The organism is Streptococcus sp. Marseille-Q5855 (genome assembly GCF_946901985.1).
Classification (GTDB): Bacteria; Bacillota; Bacilli; order Lactobacillales; family Streptococcaceae; genus Streptococcus.
In genome coordinates this window covers 172182-189018 of record NZ_CAMPPR010000006.1, presented here as the reverse complement: position 1 = coordinate 189018, position 16837 = coordinate 172182, and the positions used below count along the sequence as shown (strand labels likewise).

The following is a 16837-nucleotide window of genomic DNA, read 5'->3' as shown; positions in this document are numbered from 1 at the left end:
AGTTTAAACCGAAAAGGGGAATCAATGGCTCTATTTAGTAAAAAAGATAAGTATATTCGAATCAATCCCAATCGTTCGGTTAGGGAAAAACCTCAAGCTAAGCCAGAGGTTCCAGATGAATTATTCTCCCAGTGTCCAGGCTGTAAGTATACCATCTACCAGAAGGATCTGGGAAGTGAGCGTATCTGTCCACATTGTAGCTATACCTTTCGTATTTCTGCCCAAGAACGCTTGGCTTTGACGATTGATATGGGAACCTTCAAGGAATTGTTTACAGGGATTGAAAGCAAGGATCCCTTGCATTTCCCTGGTTATCAAAAGAAACTAGCAACCATGCGTGAAAAAACAGGTCTGGATGAAGCCGTTGTGACAGGAACTGCTCTTATTAAAGGTCAGACTGTGGCTCTTGGGATTATGGATTCTAACTTTATCATGGCTTCTATGGGTACAGTTGTAGGGGAGAAAATCACTCGTTTGTTTGAGTATGCGACTGTTGAAAAATTGCCAGTTGTCCTCTTCACAGCCTCTGGTGGAGCCCGTATGCAGGAAGGAATCATGAGTCTCATGCAGATGGCCAAGATCTCTGCAGCAGTTAAACGGCATTCAAATGCTGGTCTCTTTTATCTGACCATTTTGACAGATCCAACGACAGGTGGAGTGACAGCTTCTTTCGCTATGGAAGGCGATATCATTCTAGCTGAACCACAGAGCTTGGTCGGCTTTGCTGGGCGTCGTGTGATTGAAAACACGGTTCGTGAAAGCTTGCCTGAGGATTTCCAAAAGGCAGAATTTTTATTGGAACATGGATTTGTGGATGCGATTGTCAAAAGAAGAGACTTGCCAGATACCATTGCTAGCCTAGTCAGATTGCACGGAGGGGGTCCTAGATGAATATTGCAAAAATAGTCAGAGAAGCGCGTGAGCAGAGTCGCTTGACAACTTTGGACTTTGCGACAGGCATTTTTGATGACTTTATCCAATTACACGGTGACCGTTCTTTTCGTGATGATGGTGCAGTTGTTGGTGGTATCGGCTGGCTTGGAGATCAAGCTGTAACAGTGGTTGGTATCCAAAAAGGCAAGAGTTTACAAGATAACCTCAAGCGGAATTTTGGTCAACCGCATCCAGAAGGCTACCGCAAGGCCCTACGGTTGATGAAACAGGCTGAAAAGTTTGGCCGTCCAGTTGTGACCTTTATCAATACTGCAGGTGCCTATCCTGGTGTCGGTGCGGAAGAACGCGGTCAAGGAGAAGCTATTGCTCGCAATCTCATGGAAATGAGTGATCTGAGAGTTCCTATTATCGCTATCATTATCGGTGAAGGTGGTTCAGGTGGGGCTCTGGCTCTAGCAGTCGCAGACCGTGTCTGGATGCTGGAAAATTCTATCTATGCTATTCTCAGTCCAGAAGGCTTTGCTTCCATTCTATGGAAGGACGGCAGTCGTGCCATGGAAGCGGCAGAACTGATGAAAATCACTTCACACGAGTTGTTAGAAATGGACGTGGTGGATAAAGTGATTTCTGAAGCAGGACTTTCTAGTAAAGAACTGATTAAGAATGTAAAAAAAGAACTCCAAGCTGAGCTAGCTCTACTTTCACAAAAACCGCTAGAAGAGTTGTTGGAAGAACGCTATCAAAGATTTAGAAAATACTAATACTCTTCGAAAATCTCTTCAAACCACGTCAGCTTCGCCTTGCCGTACTCAAGTACTGCCTACGGCTAGCTTCCTAGTTTGCTCTTTGATTTTCATTGAGTATAATTCTTTAGAATACGCAAAAACTAGAACTGACTGCCAGTTCTAGTTTTTATGTGGTTCTTACTCTGTGCAGAGGGGAAAGTCAAAAGGTGCTTGGAAGACCAAACACCTTTTCGATTATTCATTTTCTTCTGTCACAAATTGACTAAGCAGTCCGTTGATAAAACGGGCTGATTTTTGATCTGAAAAATTCTTAGCGAGTTCAATGGCTTCATTGACTGCTACAAGCTGAGGTGTATCAAATGATGTGATTTCAAAGATACCCAAGCGTAGTAAGTTTTTTTCGACCAAGGTCAAGCGTTCAACTGTCCAGCCTGACTTGAGGTGCTGGTTGATTTGTTTATCCAACTCTTCTTTTTGAGCTTGGATACCAGAAACCAAGTTTAGAAGAAAGGCTGGAATTTGCACATCTTCATCTTCTCGGTCATGTGTGTAGGCAAAACGACAAGCCGTTTCCGTATCTGTGCCGAACTCAAGGCTCATGAGAGCTTGAAAAGCGCATTTACGAAGTTCGCGTCTAGATTCTAATAATGGACTAGTCATTGAGGAAGTCCTCGTTAAATAGATCTTTCAACTCAGGTTTTGGTGTTTTATCTGGAACGATTCCTGCAACATGGATGTTAACAGCAGAAAGTTCCACATCAGCCATATCACGGACAGCATCTTTAACTGCTTTTTGAATAGCAAGAGCAACTTTAGGTACTTTCACACCGTACTCAAGATAGAGATAGATGTCAGCAGTTAGCTCTTCGTTGCTTTCTTTTAAGTAGACACCACGACCAAGAGAGAGTTTTGATAGGGTATCAGATACGGATTTATTTGAAAATGAGTGGACACCTTCAACTTTAGCAGTTGCGATAGCAATGATTTTTTCAAGTACACGTGGAGCGATAACGATTTCGCCAAATTGTTCTTCAATTCCCATAGAATGACCTCTTTCTAGAGATTAGGCACGAGAAACGTAAGTTCCTTCTGCAGTGTTGATGATCAATTTTTGTCCAGCTTCGATGAAGTCAGGAACGTTGACAACAAGTCCAGTTTCCATAGTTGCTGGTTTACCAGAACCTGTAACAGTAGCACCTTTGATAGATGGTTGTGTTTCAGCAACTGTTAATTCAACAGTAGTTGGTACAGTTACACCGATTACTTCAGTTCCGTAGAATTGGATTTTCACATCAGAGTTTTCAAGGATGTAAAGCAATTCATTTTCAACGTTTACGACTGGGATTTCGTATTGGTCGTAAGTTTCAGTATTCATGAAGTAGGCAGTTTCATCCATTTTGTACAAGTATTGAGCTGGAACAGTCTCGATAATAGCTTGTTCGAATTTTTCTTCTGGACGGTAGCTTGTGTCAAATGTAGAACCAGTACGGACATCACGCAATTTCATACGCATGATTGTGTTCCCTTTACCTGGTTTGTGGTGGCTAGCTTCCAAAACGCGGATCAATTTTCCGTCTGCAGTTTCAAATGTCATACCAGCTTTCAATTTGCTTGCTTCAATCATGTTTTTACCTCTTTAATAAATATTATTACTCTTAATTTTACCATAAAATCTTCTGGAAATAAAGCCAAAATAGTTATTGGGATTTGTTAGGAGCGAAAAAAACCAACCTTAGGGCTGGTTTCTTTTACATATTAATCTTCTTTCAACTTCGCCAATTCTTGGGCAAGGAGTTTAAGGGCGACTTGTGGGTTGGCTTGGCCTTTGGTTGCTTTCATAAGGAATCCTGTGAAGGCCTTGTCTGCGTTACGTTTGCCTGACTTGAAGTCGGCAACGGCTGCTTCGTTATCCGCAAAGACTTGGTGGATGATTGGAATCAGGACAGCTGGGTCTGAGATTTGCACCATGCCTGCTTTTTCCACGTATTCACGCGCTCCACCACCATTTTTAGCCAGGTGGACAAAGACTTTCTTGGCAATCTTAGAAGAGATAGTGCCATCTTCGATGATGGCAATCATTTCAACCAAGTTTTCTGGTGTCAATTCGATTTGTTCGAGAGTTTTGCCTTCAGCGTTCAAGAATTGAGCGACTTCCCCTTGGAGCCAGTTAGAGACTTGCTTAGCATCGCCACCGAGGGCGACAGCTTTTTCAAAGAAGTCAGAAGTGACTTTGTTAGCAGTCAACTGTTTAGCATCGTAGTCTGACAAGCCAAGGTCAGCCACGTAACGCGCACGTCGTTCTTTTGGAAACTCTGGCAATTCAGTACGCATTTCCTCAATCCACTCGTCTGAGATTTCAAAGAGGGGTAGGTCTGGTTCTGGGAAGTAGCGGTAGTCTGCAGCTCCTTCCTTAACACGCATGAGGATGGTTGCTTTGTTAGCTTCATCATAACGGCGTGTTTCTTGGCGGATTTGCCCCCCTGAGCGAAGGATTTCAGCTTGACGTTGGACTTCGTATTCAAGACCTTTGCGAACATTTGAGAAGGAGTTGAGGTTCTTCAACTCTGTCTTGGTACCGAATTTTTCTTGACCATACGGACGAAGAGAGATATTGGCATCCACACGCATAGAACCCTCTTCCATCTTAACGTCAGAAATGCCAGCGTACTGGATAACTTCCTTGAGGGCTGTTAGATAAGCGTAGGCTTCCTCTGGGGAACGCATGTCGGCTTCAGATACAATCTCAATCAAGGGTACCCCTTGGCGGTTGAGGTCAACGTAAGAGTAGCCATCTGTACCGTGGGTGTTTTTACCAGCGTCTTCCTCTAGGTGGGCACGTTCGATACCGATTTTCTTAGTCGTACCGTCTTCAAGCTCCACTTCAATCCAACCGTTATAACCGATTGGCTCATCAAACTGAGAAATTTGGTAGGCCTTTGGATTATCAGGGTAGAAGTAGTTTTTGCGGTCAAAGTGCATCTTTTTATGGATGTCCATGTTGAGGGCAAGAGCAGCCTTGATACCGGCATCGACAACACCTTTGTTGAGAACCGGCAGAACTCCTGGGAAAGACCAGTCAATCACGTTAGTGTTGGCGTTTTGGTCATTTCCAAAGTGGGCAGAAGTAGGTGAGAAGATTTTTGAATTGGTGTTGAGCTCTACGTGGACTTCAAGTCCGATGACTGTTTCAAAGTTCATTAGTTGTCACCTCCAAAAATCACGGGTTGTTGTTTGTGGTAGTCTGTTGTTGCTTCAAAGGCAGCAGCAGCTTGGTAAATGGTTTCCTCAGAGTACTTAGGACCAATCAGTTGTAGACCAACAGGTAGTCCTTGAGAAAATCCAGCAGGAATCGAAATCCCTGGAAGACCTGCCAAGTTGACTGGTATTGTCAAAAGGTCAGCCAAGTACATGGCAACTGGGTCATGGTTGAGAGAATCCAAGTCATAGGCAACACTTGGAGCAGTTGGACCCAAAATCAAATCGTAATCCGCAAAGACTTTTTCAAAATCTTGGATGATGAGGGTACGGACCTGACCAGCTTTCTTGTAGTAAGCATCGTAGTAACCTGATGAAAGGCTGAAAGTACCTAGCATGATACGGCGCTTCACTTCTTCACCAAAACCTTGGCTACGGCTGTTTACATAGATTTCATCAAGGTTGGTTGCATCTTCTGCGCGGTAGCCATAACGGATACCGTCAAAACGTTGCAAGTTTGATGAAGCTTCTGATGAAGCGATGATGTAGTAAACGGCAACACCGTATTTAGAGTGAGGCAGGCTGACTTCTTCGACGATAGCACCCAATTTTTCAAAGTGCTTGGCCGCGTTCAAGATTGTTTCCTTAACTTCTGGGTCAATCCCTTCACCAAGATATTCTTTAGGTAAAGCGATTTTCATTCCCTTGATGTCTTGACCGATTTTTGAAGTAAAGTCGGCAATGCGGACAGGGGCAGAGGTAGAATCTTTGGCATCTTCGCTGGCAATAGCGTTGAGCAAGAGAGCATTTTCTTTAACAGTAGGAGCAAAAGGTCCAATCTGGTCTAATGAGCTACCGAAGGCAATGAGACCGAAACGAGAAACTGTTCCGTAGGTTGGTTTGAGACCAACAATCCCGTTGAAGGCAGCAGGTTGGCGGATAGAACCACCAGTATCAGAACCAAGTGACAAGCGGACTTGTCCTGAGGCTACAGCTGCGGCCGAACCACTTGATGATCCACCAGGAACCTTGCTGTGGTCCCAAGCATTTTTAGTTGCTCCGTAGTGAGAAGTCTCACCTGAACCACCCATGGCAAATTCGTCCATGTTGGTTTTCCCTACGACAATCATGCCTTTAGCCTTTGCATTGGCAACGGCTGTCGCATCAAAGATTGGCTCATAGTTGTAGAGCATTTTTGAGGCGGCAGTTGTGAGAATACCATCTGTAGAGATATTATCTTTAACTGCAAGTGGAATTCCTGAAAGGACATTATCAGCATCGATTCCAGCTTCATCAATGGCTTTAGCTTGAGCAAGAGCTTGCTCCTCAGCGATGGTGACAAAAGCGTTGATAGCTGTCTCGCGAGACTTGATATCTTCAAGCGTAGCTTGTGCCAATTCCGTTGCTGAAATTTCCTTAGAAACAAGGAGATTGTGCAAGTCTTCAATGGTTTTGTTATTAAAAGTCATTAGGCATCTCCTCCATCGTCTAGGATAGCTGGTACCTTGATATAGTAGTTGTCTTTTTCAGGTACGTTTTTAAACAAGCGATCACGGTCTGTTCCTTCTTCGGCTACATCAGGGCGGAGTACAGTCTTGCGGTCAGCCATAGTCGTAGTAGGTGCGACACCAGTTGTGTCAACTTCGGCCAGTAACTCAACCATGTCAACAATCTTAGACAAGGTAGTCGCAAAGGCAGCAGTTTCTTCTTCAGAGAATCTTAATTTTGAAAGATTGGCAACGTGTGTTACCTCTTCTTGCGTAATTTTCATCTTGCATCCTTTCGTGAAATGATGATTTTTAGTCTGTTCTATTTTACCATATTTTCCTATAAATAAGGGAGGGATAAGTGAAAAGAAATAGAAATTGAAAAAAATGCTAAAATCCGATATAATGGAGTGTTGAAAGGAATGGTAAAATCCAATGTAAAAATCATTCTTAGCTATCGAAACAAGAAAAATAGAGAATCAAAGAAAGAGAACTTATGAATATTCAAGAAGAAATTAAGAAACGTCGTACTTTTGCCATTATCTCTCACCCTGACGCGGGGAAAACTACTATTACTGAGCAATTGCTCTACTTTGGGGGCGAGATTCGTGAGGCTGGTACGGTAAAAGGGAAGAAAACAGGGACTTTTGCCAAGTCTGACTGGATGGATATCGAGAAGCAACGCGGGATTTCGGTGACTTCATCTGTGATGCAATTTGACTACGATGGCAAGCGCGTGAATATCCTCGACACGCCAGGGCATGAGGACTTTTCAGAAGATACTTATCGTACCTTGATGGCGGTGGATGCTGCGGTCATGGTGGTGGACTCTGCCAAGGGTATCGAGGCTCAAACCAAGAAATTGTTTGAGGTTGTCAAGCACCGTGGTATTCCAGTCTTTACCTTTATGAACAAGCTAGACCGTGACGGTCGTGAGCCACTAGACCTCTTGCAAGAATTGGAAGAAGTCTTGGGTATTGCGAGTTACCCGATGAACTGGCCAATCGGGATGGGGAAAGCCTTTGAAGGGCTCTATGACCTCTATAACCAACGCTTGGAGCTCTATAAAGGGGATGAGCGTTTCGCTAGTCTAGAAGATGGGGACAAGCTTTTTGGCAGCAATCCTTTCTACGAGCAAGTCAAGGATGATATTGAACTTTTAAATGAAGCTGGAAATGAGTTTTCGGAGGAAGCTATTCTGGCTGGAGAATTGACGCCTGTCTTCTTCGGTTCGGCTTTGACAAACTTTGGTGTGCAGACCTTCCTTGAAACCTTCCTTAAGTTTGCTCCAGAACCCCATGGACACAAGAAAACAGATGGCGAAATTGTGGATCCTTATGACAAGGATTTCTCAGGATTTGTCTTTAAAATCCAAGCTAATATGGATCCTCGTCACCGTGACCGTATTGCCTTTGTGCGTATCGTATCAGGTGAATTTGAGCGTGGTATGAGTGTCAACCTGCCTCGTACTGGTAAGGGGGCTAAACTTTCGAATGTCACTCAGTTTATGGCTGAAAGTCGTGAGAATGTGACTAATGCTGTGGCAGGTGATATTATCGGGGTTTACGATACCGGTACTTATCAGGTTGGGGATACCTTGACGGTTGGAAAAAACAAGTTTGAATTTGAACCATTGCCAACCTTTACTCCTGAAATTTTTATGAAAGTTTCTGCTAAGAATGTCATGAAGCAAAAATCCTTCCACAAGGGGATTGAGCAACTAGTGCAAGAAGGAGCCGTTCAGCTTTATAAAAATTACCAAACAGGTGAGTATATGCTGGGTGCTGTTGGTCAACTCCAGTTTGAAGTCTTTAAGCACCGTATGGAAGGCGAGTACAATGCGGAAGTGGTTATGAGCCCAATGGGTAAAAAGACCGTTCGTTGGATCAAGCCTGAGGACTTGGATGAACGGATGTCGTCAAGTCGCAATATCTTGGCCAAAGACCGTTTTGACCAACCAGTCTTCCTCTTTGAAAATGACTTTGCCCTCCGTTGGTTTGCGGACAAGTATCCAGATGTAGAGTTGGAAGAAAAAATGTGACTCAGTACCAACAATTGGAACTAAAGTTCCAAATTGTTGGACGCTAGTCGCTATTTGGCGAACTAGCTAACTGCCTCACTAACTGAGTTTTACAAATGGAATCGATTTGTAAAACTCAGTGTCGTAATGTGAAAATCGTAAACCGTAATGGGACTTCAACTAAAATCTCCACCGGTATGGTTTTACGAACGAATGGGAGAAAATAATGCTTACGTAGAAACATATGATGGGAAAAAAAGAAATGGGATAAAGAGTGAAAGAAGAGAAAAAATCGATTGTCTTAGGTGCAGGTAATGCTCAGTATGAATAAAGTTGAAACAACAATAAAATCCCTGTGTGTTCATTATGATAATCGGAAGTTTTATATTTTTAATGATGATCTTCCGATTGACAGTAGTATTCTGAAAGATTATCGTTTGCCCTTTGAGGGACTTTCTTACGCTACCTTCTTTAGGTATTTTATTCCAAAGTATGTAAGTGAGGTTCGTGTACTGTATTTAGACTTGGATATTATAGTTAGAAAACTGATAGATGAGCTGTGGTACTTATACTTAACAGCCGTCTCCTGAGTAGTAGTTAGAGATGATTTTTATACACCTATTTTCAATGCTGGTTTTTTGTTAATTAACAATGACATGTGAAGAGCAGAAAATGTCACGTAAGATCTGATTTTAGACACAAATAAAAAATCTTCCAATTCTCTGTTTCCGTGTCTGAAGACTTCTTTTCCTTTCTGTTGATAGGCTAGTAGCAGACGATTGATTTGTCTTTCAGAAAGATTGAGTTCGACACAGGCTCGTTTCTTTGTTTTCTTTCCTTGGGCTATAGCTTTTATCACAAGATATTTTTTCGTTTCATTCATATTCAGTTGGATCTTTTTCATATGACTATTCTACCAAATGGGACATTTTCACGTTCGATTTACTAAAGACATTATCACATTCTAATCACAAATAGGTAAATTCCCAAACTAAGTTCCACTGCTAATCCAAGTGGAAGTTAGTCTGATAAAAATCGTAAAAACCAGTGGAAATCCGTGTCAGGGTAAGTTCCACTGGTTTTAAACATGCTTGATTTTATTGTTTTTGTAGCCAAAATGAATCGAAAAAAAGAGCGCACAAAATCCTCTTATCTGAAAGCGTTTCAGATTAAATTCCGCTATGGTGGAAGTTAGTGTGAGACGTTTGAATGGGGTTGAAGATTAGTTTTTAGAACTTATGTTGGAGTAATGTAGACGACTGACAGACGTCTTCTGCAGGTATTTTAGAAATGCCGAGAAGCTTAGGAATTTCTTCTCCATAAGTAAAGGCAAAGAGTTCATAAGCTGACTTTCCATTCAAAGCAGCACGTTTGACGCTGTTGACATGAGAGCAGACGAGATTGATGTCCTCTTGAGTTAAGTTGTCAAAGGAAATTCCCTTTGTTAGGATGTCGCGAATCAAGGTGTGATTTTTCTCGATTCTCCCTTTCTGGTCAGAGCGATTAGGGTCACAAAAGAAGAGTTTACTCTCTCCTCGCACATCCATTTCGATGTCATCAACCCTTGCAAACTCTCCACCATTATCGGTAAGAATGACAGGGAAGAGTTGGAAGAAATCTTTGTCAGCTTGGTGAAGAGTGTTCTTGATGTCATAGAGGTGTTTGGTAACCTCAAGGGCAGTTTTATTATCCAGCAGTCTAGCGAAGATACAGTTACAGAAAGATAGATTGAAGGTGAGTAGGACTTTACCTCCCATTCTGCCCATAACGGTATCCATTTCTAGCCAAGAGTCTAGTTGATTAAGGGTTAAATAATTTAGGAAATCCTCATAGGAACGGCCTTTTTTAGCTTCTTTAGGGATGGGAGGTAGCTTACTTTTTCTTCGTTCTTTAAATTTAACGGCTCTGGTTAGGTCAATAGGAGCGATAGACAGGTAACCTTTTCGGATGTGTCGATAGACAGTTGAGGAGCTGACATCAAGATTGTGAGTTTTGAGGATATGATAGATGTGTTGTCCCTTTTTAACACCATCAGAAATGACTTTGTCCATGTCCCAGAAGGTCTTAGAATTGAGGGGAGTTCCTTCACGAGCTTCTACAAGAGTTTGTTCGTATTGTTTTTGAGCTTGTTTAGCGAGGTAGAAAATCTTCTTATAGCCACAATTCTGTCTTCTTTTAAGGCATCCGTTACAGACAAAGGGAGCTTTGTCGAGCAGAGGGCAAGGGAGGTTATCACAAGTAGACTCTCGGACTTGTCTGTTTCGTTTGACTTCTTTAGAAACAGTAGTCGGGTCTTTTAGAATAAGTTGCCCGATCGCTTTGAAGGTTTCACCGCGCTCTAAGCCTAATTGGATGTCATTACGGTCTGAAAGGGTAAGGTGTTTATGTTTTGTCATAGTAGACCTCGTTTCTAACTCAAGCGTCTCACACTTAATTCCACCATAAAAATCCGTTTTAGACTAATTTCCACTTTGGTCAGGCAAGTGGAAGTTACTTTGAGAAGTTACAATAAATAAAAAAATCTTCTAATTCCCTTGCAAAAATGAAGAAAGTGTGATAACATAGTACGGTATGTGGTGCTAGCACATCCGCTATATTAGATCTAATAGGAGGAAAACACAAATGGCTAAAGTATGTTACTTTACAGGTCGTAAGACTGTATCAGGAAACAACCGTTCACACGCGATGAACCAAACAAAACGTGCCGTAAAACCAAACCTTCAAAAAGTTACTGTTCTTATCGATGGTAAACCTAAAAAAGTTTGGGCTTCAGCTCGTGCTTTGAAATCAGGTAAAGTTGAACGCGTTTAATAATAAAAGCAAGGAGACCTCAGGGTCTTTTTCTTTTGTCATAGCGAAAAAATCATTTTAAAAGCAGAGTAAATATCCGCTGATACAGTATTCTGCTTTTACACTTGGGCTGAAATATGATAAAATAGAGTATCAACTAGTTGAGGTAAAAAGGATGACTGTAAAAATTAATACAAAAGATGGTCAAATCGAACTAACAGATGAAGTGATTGCAACTGTCGTAGGCGGTGCAACAACTGAGATTTTTGGTGTGGTCGGTATGGCTAGTAAAAATGCCCTCAAAGATAATTTCCAAGCCCTCCTAGGTAAGGAAAATTATTCCAAAGGTGTCGTCGTAAAGGCAGCCGAAGATGGCAGCATTGCAGTTGATGTGTATACCGTGTTGAGCTACGGAACAAAGATTAGTGAAGTGTCAAAAAACATTCAAGAGCGTGTTGCCTTTAGCTTGGAAAACCAGCTTGGAATTACTGCTCAGACTGTAAATGTCTACATTCAAAATATCAAAGTTGTAGGAGAATAACCGTGTCAAAAATTACTACTAGCTTATTTCAAGAAATGGTGCAGGCTGCATCAACTCGCTTGAATAAGCAAGCTGAATATGTCAATTCATTAAACGTCTTCCCTGTTCCAGATGGAGATACTGGAACAAACATGGGAATGACCATTGAAAATGGTGCTAAAGAAGTTGCAGACAAGCCAGCTTCTACAGTTGGCGAGGTAGCGAGCATTCTTGCTAAAGGGCTTTTGATGGGTGCGCGAGGGAACTCAGGAGTTATTACGTCTCAGCTTTTCCGTGGATTTTCACAAGCTATCAAGGATAAAGACGAGTTAACAGGTCAAGACTTGGCCCTTGCTTTCCAATCAGGTGTGGAAGTTGCCTACAAGGCAGTTATGAAACCAGTTGAAGGAACGATTTTGACAGTTTCTCGTGGGGCTGCTATCGGTGCTAAGAAAAAAGCTGAGCAAACAGATGACGCTGTTGAAGTCATGCGCGCAGCCTTGGAAGGTGCTAAAACAGCTCTAGCTAAAACGCCAGACATGCTTCCAGTATTGAAAGAAGTTGGCGTTGTGGATTCAGGTGGTCAAGGACTGGTCTTCATCTATGAAGGTTTCCTTTCAGCCCTTACTGGCGAATATATTGCATCTGAGGACTTTGTAGCGACTCCTGCCAACATGAGTGAGATGATCAATGCAGAGCATCATAAGTCTGTGGCTGGTCATGTAGCGACTGAGGACATCACCTTTGGTTACTGTACTGAAATCATGGTAGCTCTTAAGCAAGGCCCAACCTATGCCAAAGATTTTGACTACGACGAATTTCGTAACTACTTGAATGAACTTGGAGATTCTCTCCTCGTTGTTAACGATGATGAAATTGTCAAAGTCCATGTCCATACAGAAGATCCAGGACTTGTTATGCAAGAAGGTCTCAAATATGGTAGCTTGGTCAAGGTAAAAGTTGACAATATGCGTAACCAACACGAAGCACAGGTTGAGAAAGAAGCTGCTCAAGTTAGCAAGCCTGCTGAAGAAAAAGAGTATGCTTTGATTGCTGTAGTGGCTGGTAAAGGTCTAGCAGATATCTTCCGTTCTCAAGGTGTGGATTATGTTATCGAAGGCGGCCAAACCATGAACCCTTCAACAGAAGACTTTATCAAGGCTGTTGAGCAGGTCAATGCCCGTAACATCATCTTCCTGCCAAATAACAAGAATATCTTCATGGCAGCTCAATCTGCAGCAGAAGTTTTGGAGCAACCAGCAGTAGTGGTGGAAGCTCGTACTTTGCCACAAGGTTTGACAAGTCTTCTTGCCTTTGATCCAAGTAAGTCCATCGAAGAAAACCAAGAGCGTATGACAGCTGCTCTTAGCGATGTCGTTAGCGGAAGCGTCACAACAGCTGTGCGTGATACAACCATTGATGGCTTAGAAATCCATGAAAATGATAATCTAGGTATGGTGGATGGGAAAATTCTCGTGTCAAACCCTGACATGCACCAAACCTTGACAGAAACTTTGAAACATATGTTGGATGAAGATAGTGAAATCGTAACCTTCTATGTCGGTGAAGACGGAAGCGAAGAACTTGCCAATGAAATTGCTCAAGAAATCGCAGAAGAATTCGAAGACGTTGAAGTCGAGATTCACCAAGGTCAACAACCTGTTTACCCATACCTATTTAGTGTAGAATAAGATTAATGAAGGACTGAGAAATCAGTTCTTTTTTTCTTTTTAAATAATGAAATCGGTATCTTTTAAATAAAAACCAAAATAACATTCATAAATAAACGTTAAAATAGAAAATTCAGAAAATTTCTTCTTTTGTCTTGAAAAATTTTGAAAAAGTGGTATGATAGTAACAAGTTATTTTTAAGAGGAAAGAAAGGGGAACAATGGAGAAAATCAGTTTAGAATCTCCTAAGACGGGGTCTGACCTAGTTTTGGAAACACTTCGTGATTTAGGAATTGATACCATCTTTGGCTATCCTGGTGGTGCAGTCTTGCCTTTTTATGATGCGATATATAATTTTAAAGGCATTCGCCACATTCTAGGACGCCATGAGCAAGGCTGTCTGCATGAAGCTGAAGGTTATGCTAAATCAACTGGAAAGTTGGGTGTTGCCGTCGTTACTAGCGGACCGGGAGCAACAAATGCCATTACAGGGATTGCGGATGCCATGAGCGATAGTGTTCCCCTTTTGGTCTTTACAGGTCAGGTGGCGCGAGCAGGGATTGGGAAGGATGCCTTTCAGGAGGCAGACATCGTGGGAATTACCATGCCAATCACTAAGTACAATTACCAAGTTCGTGAGACAGCTGATATTCCTCGTATCATTACGGAAGCTGTCCATATCGCAACTACAGGCCGTCCAGGGCCAGTTGTAATTGACCTACCTAAAGACGTATCTGCTTTAGAAACAGACTTCATCTATTCATCAGAAGTGAACCTACCAAGCTATCAGCCGACTCTTGAGCCAAATGATATGCAAATCAAGAAAATCTTGAAGCAATTATCCAAGGCTAAAAAGCCAGTCTTGCTAGCTGGTGGTGGAATTAGTTATGCTGAAGCTGCTGCAGAATTAAATGAATTTGCAGAACGCTATCAAATTCCGGTGGTAACCAGTCTTTTGGGACAAGGAACGATTGCAACGAGTCATCCACTCTTCCTTGGAATGGGAGGCATGCACGGGTCATTCGCAGCTAATATTGCCATGACGGAAGCGGACTTTATGATTAGTATTGGTTGCCGTTTCGATGACCGTTTGACGGGGAATCCAAAGACTTTTGCTAAGAATGCTAAGGTTGCTCACATTGATATTGACCCAGCTGAGATTGGTAAGATTATCAGTGCAGATATTCCTGTAGTTGGAGATGCTAAGAAAGCCTTGCAAATGTTGCTAGCAGAACCAACAGTTCATAACAATACTGAGAAATGGATTGAAAAAGTTACCAAAGACAAGAACCGCGTTCGTTCTTATGATAAGAAAGAGCGTGTAGTTCAACCGCAAGCTGTTATTGAACGAATTGGTGAATTAACTAACGGAGATGCCATTGTGGTCACAGACGTAGGTCAACACCAAATGTGGACAGCCCAGTATTATCCCTACCAAAATGAACGTCAGTTAGTGACTTCAGGTGGTTTAGGAACCATGGGATTTGGAATTCCAGCAGCAATCGGGGCTAAAATTGCTAACCCAGATAAGGAAGTAGTCTTGTTTGTTGGGGATGGCGGTTTCCAAATGACTAATCAGGAATTGGCGATTTTGAACATTTACAAGGTGCCAATCAAGGTGGTTATGCTGAACAACCACTCACTTGGAATGGTTCGTCAGTGGCAGGAATCCTTCTATGAAGGTAGAACATCTGAGTCAGTCTTTGATACCCTTCCTGATTTCCAATTGATGGCACAAGCTTACGGTATTAAAAACTATAAATTTGACAATCCTGAGACCTTGGCTCAAGACCTTGAAGTCATCACTGAGGATGTTCCTATGCTAATCGAGGTAGATATTTCTCGTAAGGAGCAGGTGTTACCAATGGTGCCAGCTGGTAAGAGCAATCATGAGATGTTGGGGGTGAAGTTCCATGCGTAGAATGTTAACAGCAAAACTACAAAATCGTTCGGGAGTCCTCAATCGCTTTACCGGTGTCCTGTCTCGCCGTCAGGTTAATATCGAAAGCATCTCTGTTGGAGCAACAGAAGATCCGAATGTATCGCGTATCACCATTATTATTGATGTAGCTTCACATGATGAAGTGGAGCAAATCATCAAGCAGCTCAATCGTCAGATTGATGTGATTCGCATTCGAGATATTACGGATAAACCACACTTGGAACGCGAGGTGATTTTGGTTAAGATGTCAGCGCCAGCTGAGAAGCGAGCTGAGATTCTAGCGATTATTCAACCTTTCCGTGCAACAGTGGTAGACGTAGCGCCAAGCTCGATTACCATTCAAATGACAGGAAATGCCGAAAAGAGTGAAGCTCTATTGCGAGTCATTCGACCATACGGTATTCGCAATATCGCTCGTACGGGTGCAACAGGATTTACCCGTGATTAAAAATCCAACTTAAATTTGTTAAACCAGCCTAAAAGGCAATAAATAATAGAAAAGAGAGAAAAACTATGGCAGTTCAAATGGAATACGAAAAAGATGTTAAAGTAGCAGCACTTGACGGTAAAAAAATTGCCGTTATCGGTTATGGTTCACAAGGACATGCGCATGCGCAAAATTTGCGTGATTCAGGTCGCGATGTCATCATCGGTGTACGTCCAGGTAAATCTTTTGACAAAGCAAAAGAAGACGGATTTGACACTTATACAGTAGCAGAAGCAACTAAATTGGCTGATGTTATCATGATTTTGGCACCAGACGAAATCCAACAAGAATTGTACGAAGCAGAAATCGCTCCAAACTTGGAAGCTGGAAATGCAGTTGGATTTGCCCATGGTTTCAACATTCACTTTGAGTTTATCAAAGTTCCTGCAGATGTAGATGTCTTCATGTGTGCTCCTAAAGGACCAGGACACTTGGTACGCCGTACTTATGAAGAAGGATTTGGTGTTCCAGCTCTTTACGCCGTATACCAAGATGCAACAGGAAATGCGAAAAACATTGCTATGGACTGGTGTAAAGGTGTTGGAGCAGCTCGTGTAGGTCTTCTTGAAACAACATACAAAGAAGAAACTGAAGAAGATTTGTTTGGTGAACAAGCTGTACTTTGTGGTGGTTTGACTGCCCTTATCGAAGCAGGTTTCGAAGTCTTGACAGAAGCAGGTTACGCTCCAGAATTGGCTTACTTTGAAGTTCTTCACGAAATGAAATTGATCGTTGATTTGATCTATGAAGGTGGATTCAAGAAAATGCGTCAATCAATTTCAAACACTGCTGAGTACGGTGACTATGTATCAGGTCCACGTGTAATCACTGAACAAGTTAAAGAAAACATGAAAGCTGTCTTGGCAGACATCCAAAATGGTAAATTTGCAAATGACTTTGTCAATGACTATAAAGCTGGACGTCCAAAATTGACTGCTTACCGTGAACAAGCAGCTAACCTTGAAATTGAAAAAGTTGGTGCAGAATTGCGTAAAGCAATGCCTTTCGTTGGTAAAAACGACGATGATGCATTCAAAATTTATAACTAATTGATAGAAATTAAGGTGAAGGCGAGTTGGGGGACT

Annotated in this window: 16 protein-coding genes and 2 pseudogenes; 10 read left to right on the top strand and 8 right to left on the bottom strand. The window is 42.2% G+C overall.

All coding sequences use genetic code 11. The features are described from left to right. Positions 1 to 24 precede the first annotated feature (24 nt). Positions 25 to 891 (top strand): acetyl-CoA carboxylase, carboxyltransferase subunit beta, encoded by an 867-nt coding sequence (accD, locus tag OC529_RS07390; protein WP_262081848.1) that lies wholly within the window; start codon positions 25 to 27, stop codon positions 889 to 891. Next, positions 888 to 1655 carry an acetyl-CoA carboxylase carboxyl transferase subunit alpha gene (locus OC529_RS07385; RefSeq protein ID WP_262081847.1) on the top strand — a complete coding sequence of 256 codons (768 nt, stop codon included), beginning with the start codon at positions 888 to 890 and terminating at the stop codon, positions 1653 to 1655. Before accD ends, OC529_RS07385 begins: the two co-directional genes overlap by 4 nt. 219 nt (positions 1656 to 1874) lie before the next feature. Here the strand turns inward: OC529_RS07385 and nusB are convergent, their stop codons facing one another. The 6 genes from nusB to gatC form a co-directional block, all read right to left on the bottom strand. After that, on the bottom strand, positions 1875 to 2300 hold the full coding sequence (gene nusB / locus OC529_RS07380; RefSeq protein WP_262081846.1) for a transcription antitermination factor NusB: 426 nt from the start codon (positions 2298 to 2300) through the stop codon (positions 1875 to 1877). Next, positions 2293 to 2682 (bottom strand): Asp23/Gls24 family envelope stress response protein, encoded by a 390-nt coding sequence (locus OC529_RS07375; protein ID WP_173262945.1) that lies wholly within the window; start codon positions 2680 to 2682, stop codon positions 2293 to 2295. Before OC529_RS07375 ends, nusB begins: the two co-directional genes overlap by 8 nt. Before the next feature lie 21 nt (positions 2683 to 2703). Next, a complete protein-coding gene (gene efp, locus OC529_RS07370) occupies positions 2704 to 3264 on the bottom strand; it encodes an elongation factor P (RefSeq protein ID WP_000568643.1) in 561 nt (186 codons plus the stop codon). Between the two features lie 131 nt (positions 3265 to 3395). Next, on the bottom strand, positions 3396 to 4838 hold the full coding sequence (gene gatB, locus OC529_RS07365) for an Asp-tRNA(Asn)/Glu-tRNA(Gln) amidotransferase subunit GatB (RefSeq protein WP_173262942.1): 1443 nt from the start codon (positions 4836 to 4838) through the stop codon (positions 3396 to 3398). Beyond that, positions 4838 to 6304, bottom strand: coding sequence for an Asp-tRNA(Asn)/Glu-tRNA(Gln) amidotransferase subunit GatA (gene gatA, locus OC529_RS07360; protein WP_173262939.1), 1467 nt, complete (start codon positions 6302 to 6304; stop codon positions 4838 to 4840). The genes gatB and gatA overlap by 1 nt, the downstream gene beginning before the upstream one ends. Continuing rightward, entirely contained in the window at positions 6304 to 6606 is a 303-nt protein-coding gene (gene gatC, locus OC529_RS07355; protein ID WP_057487535.1) for an Asp-tRNA(Asn)/Glu-tRNA(Gln) amidotransferase subunit GatC, read from the bottom strand. Before gatC ends, gatA begins: the two co-directional genes overlap by 1 nt. A gap of 212 nt (positions 6607 to 6818) precedes the next feature. On the opposite strand from gatC, the gene OC529_RS07350 reads away from it, so the two are divergent. Both OC529_RS07350 and OC529_RS07345 read left to right on the top strand, forming a co-directional pair. Then, positions 6819 to 8363 (top strand): peptide chain release factor 3, encoded by a 1545-nt coding sequence (locus OC529_RS07350; RefSeq protein WP_001025438.1) that lies wholly within the window; start codon positions 6819 to 6821, stop codon positions 8361 to 8363. 253 nt (positions 8364 to 8616) lie between these two features. Then, positions 8617 to 8882, top strand: a pseudogene (locus OC529_RS07345) (glycosyltransferase family 8 protein); the annotation flags it as partial. 181 nt (positions 8883 to 9063) lie between these two features. Here OC529_RS07345 and OC529_RS07340 read toward each other — a convergent pair. Together OC529_RS07340 and OC529_RS07335 are read right to left on the bottom strand one after the other, a co-directional pair. Then, positions 9064 to 9225 (bottom strand): annotated as a pseudogene (locus OC529_RS07340) (helix-turn-helix domain-containing protein); the annotation flags it as partial. Between the two features lie 346 nt (positions 9226 to 9571). Further along, positions 9572 to 10738 carry an IS30 family transposase gene (locus OC529_RS07335; RefSeq protein ID WP_262081844.1) on the bottom strand — a complete coding sequence of 389 codons (1167 nt, stop codon included), beginning with the start codon at positions 10736 to 10738 and terminating at the stop codon, positions 9572 to 9574. Between the two features lie 226 nt (positions 10739 to 10964). Here OC529_RS07335 and rpmB point away from each other — a divergent pair, with 226 nt between their 5' ends. The 6 genes from rpmB (at position 10965) to ilvC (ending at position 16801) form a co-directional block, all read left to right on the top strand. Further along, positions 10965 to 11153 carry a 50S ribosomal protein L28 gene (rpmB, locus tag OC529_RS07330; RefSeq protein ID WP_001140948.1) on the top strand — a complete coding sequence of 63 codons (189 nt, stop codon included), beginning with the start codon at positions 10965 to 10967 and terminating at the stop codon, positions 11151 to 11153. A gap of 154 nt (positions 11154 to 11307) precedes the next feature. Beyond that, complete coding sequence (locus OC529_RS07325; RefSeq protein ID WP_050089938.1) at positions 11308 to 11673, top strand: Asp23/Gls24 family envelope stress response protein; 366 nt, start codon at positions 11308 to 11310, stop codon at positions 11671 to 11673. Positions 11674 to 11675: 2 nt separating this feature from the next. Next, entirely contained in the window at positions 11676 to 13343 is a 1668-nt protein-coding gene (locus OC529_RS07320; RefSeq protein WP_000036655.1) for a DAK2 domain-containing protein, read from the top strand. Positions 13344 to 13543: 200 nt separating this feature from the next. After that, a complete protein-coding gene (locus tag OC529_RS07315) occupies positions 13544 to 15244 on the top strand; it encodes an acetolactate synthase large subunit (protein WP_060805182.1) in 1701 nt (566 codons plus the stop codon). Then, the gene (gene ilvN, locus OC529_RS07310) at positions 15237 to 15713 is read left to right on the top strand and encodes an acetolactate synthase small subunit (RefSeq protein ID WP_001253803.1); all 477 of its coding nucleotides are present in this window, start codon (positions 15237 to 15239) and stop codon (positions 15711 to 15713) included. The genes OC529_RS07315 and ilvN overlap by 8 nt, the downstream gene beginning before the upstream one ends. A gap of 65 nt (positions 15714 to 15778) precedes the next feature. Continuing rightward, positions 15779 to 16801, top strand: coding sequence for a ketol-acid reductoisomerase (gene ilvC, locus OC529_RS07305; RefSeq protein ID WP_000290683.1), 1023 nt, complete (start codon positions 15779 to 15781; stop codon positions 16799 to 16801). Positions 16802 to 16837: the final 36 nt, after the last annotated feature.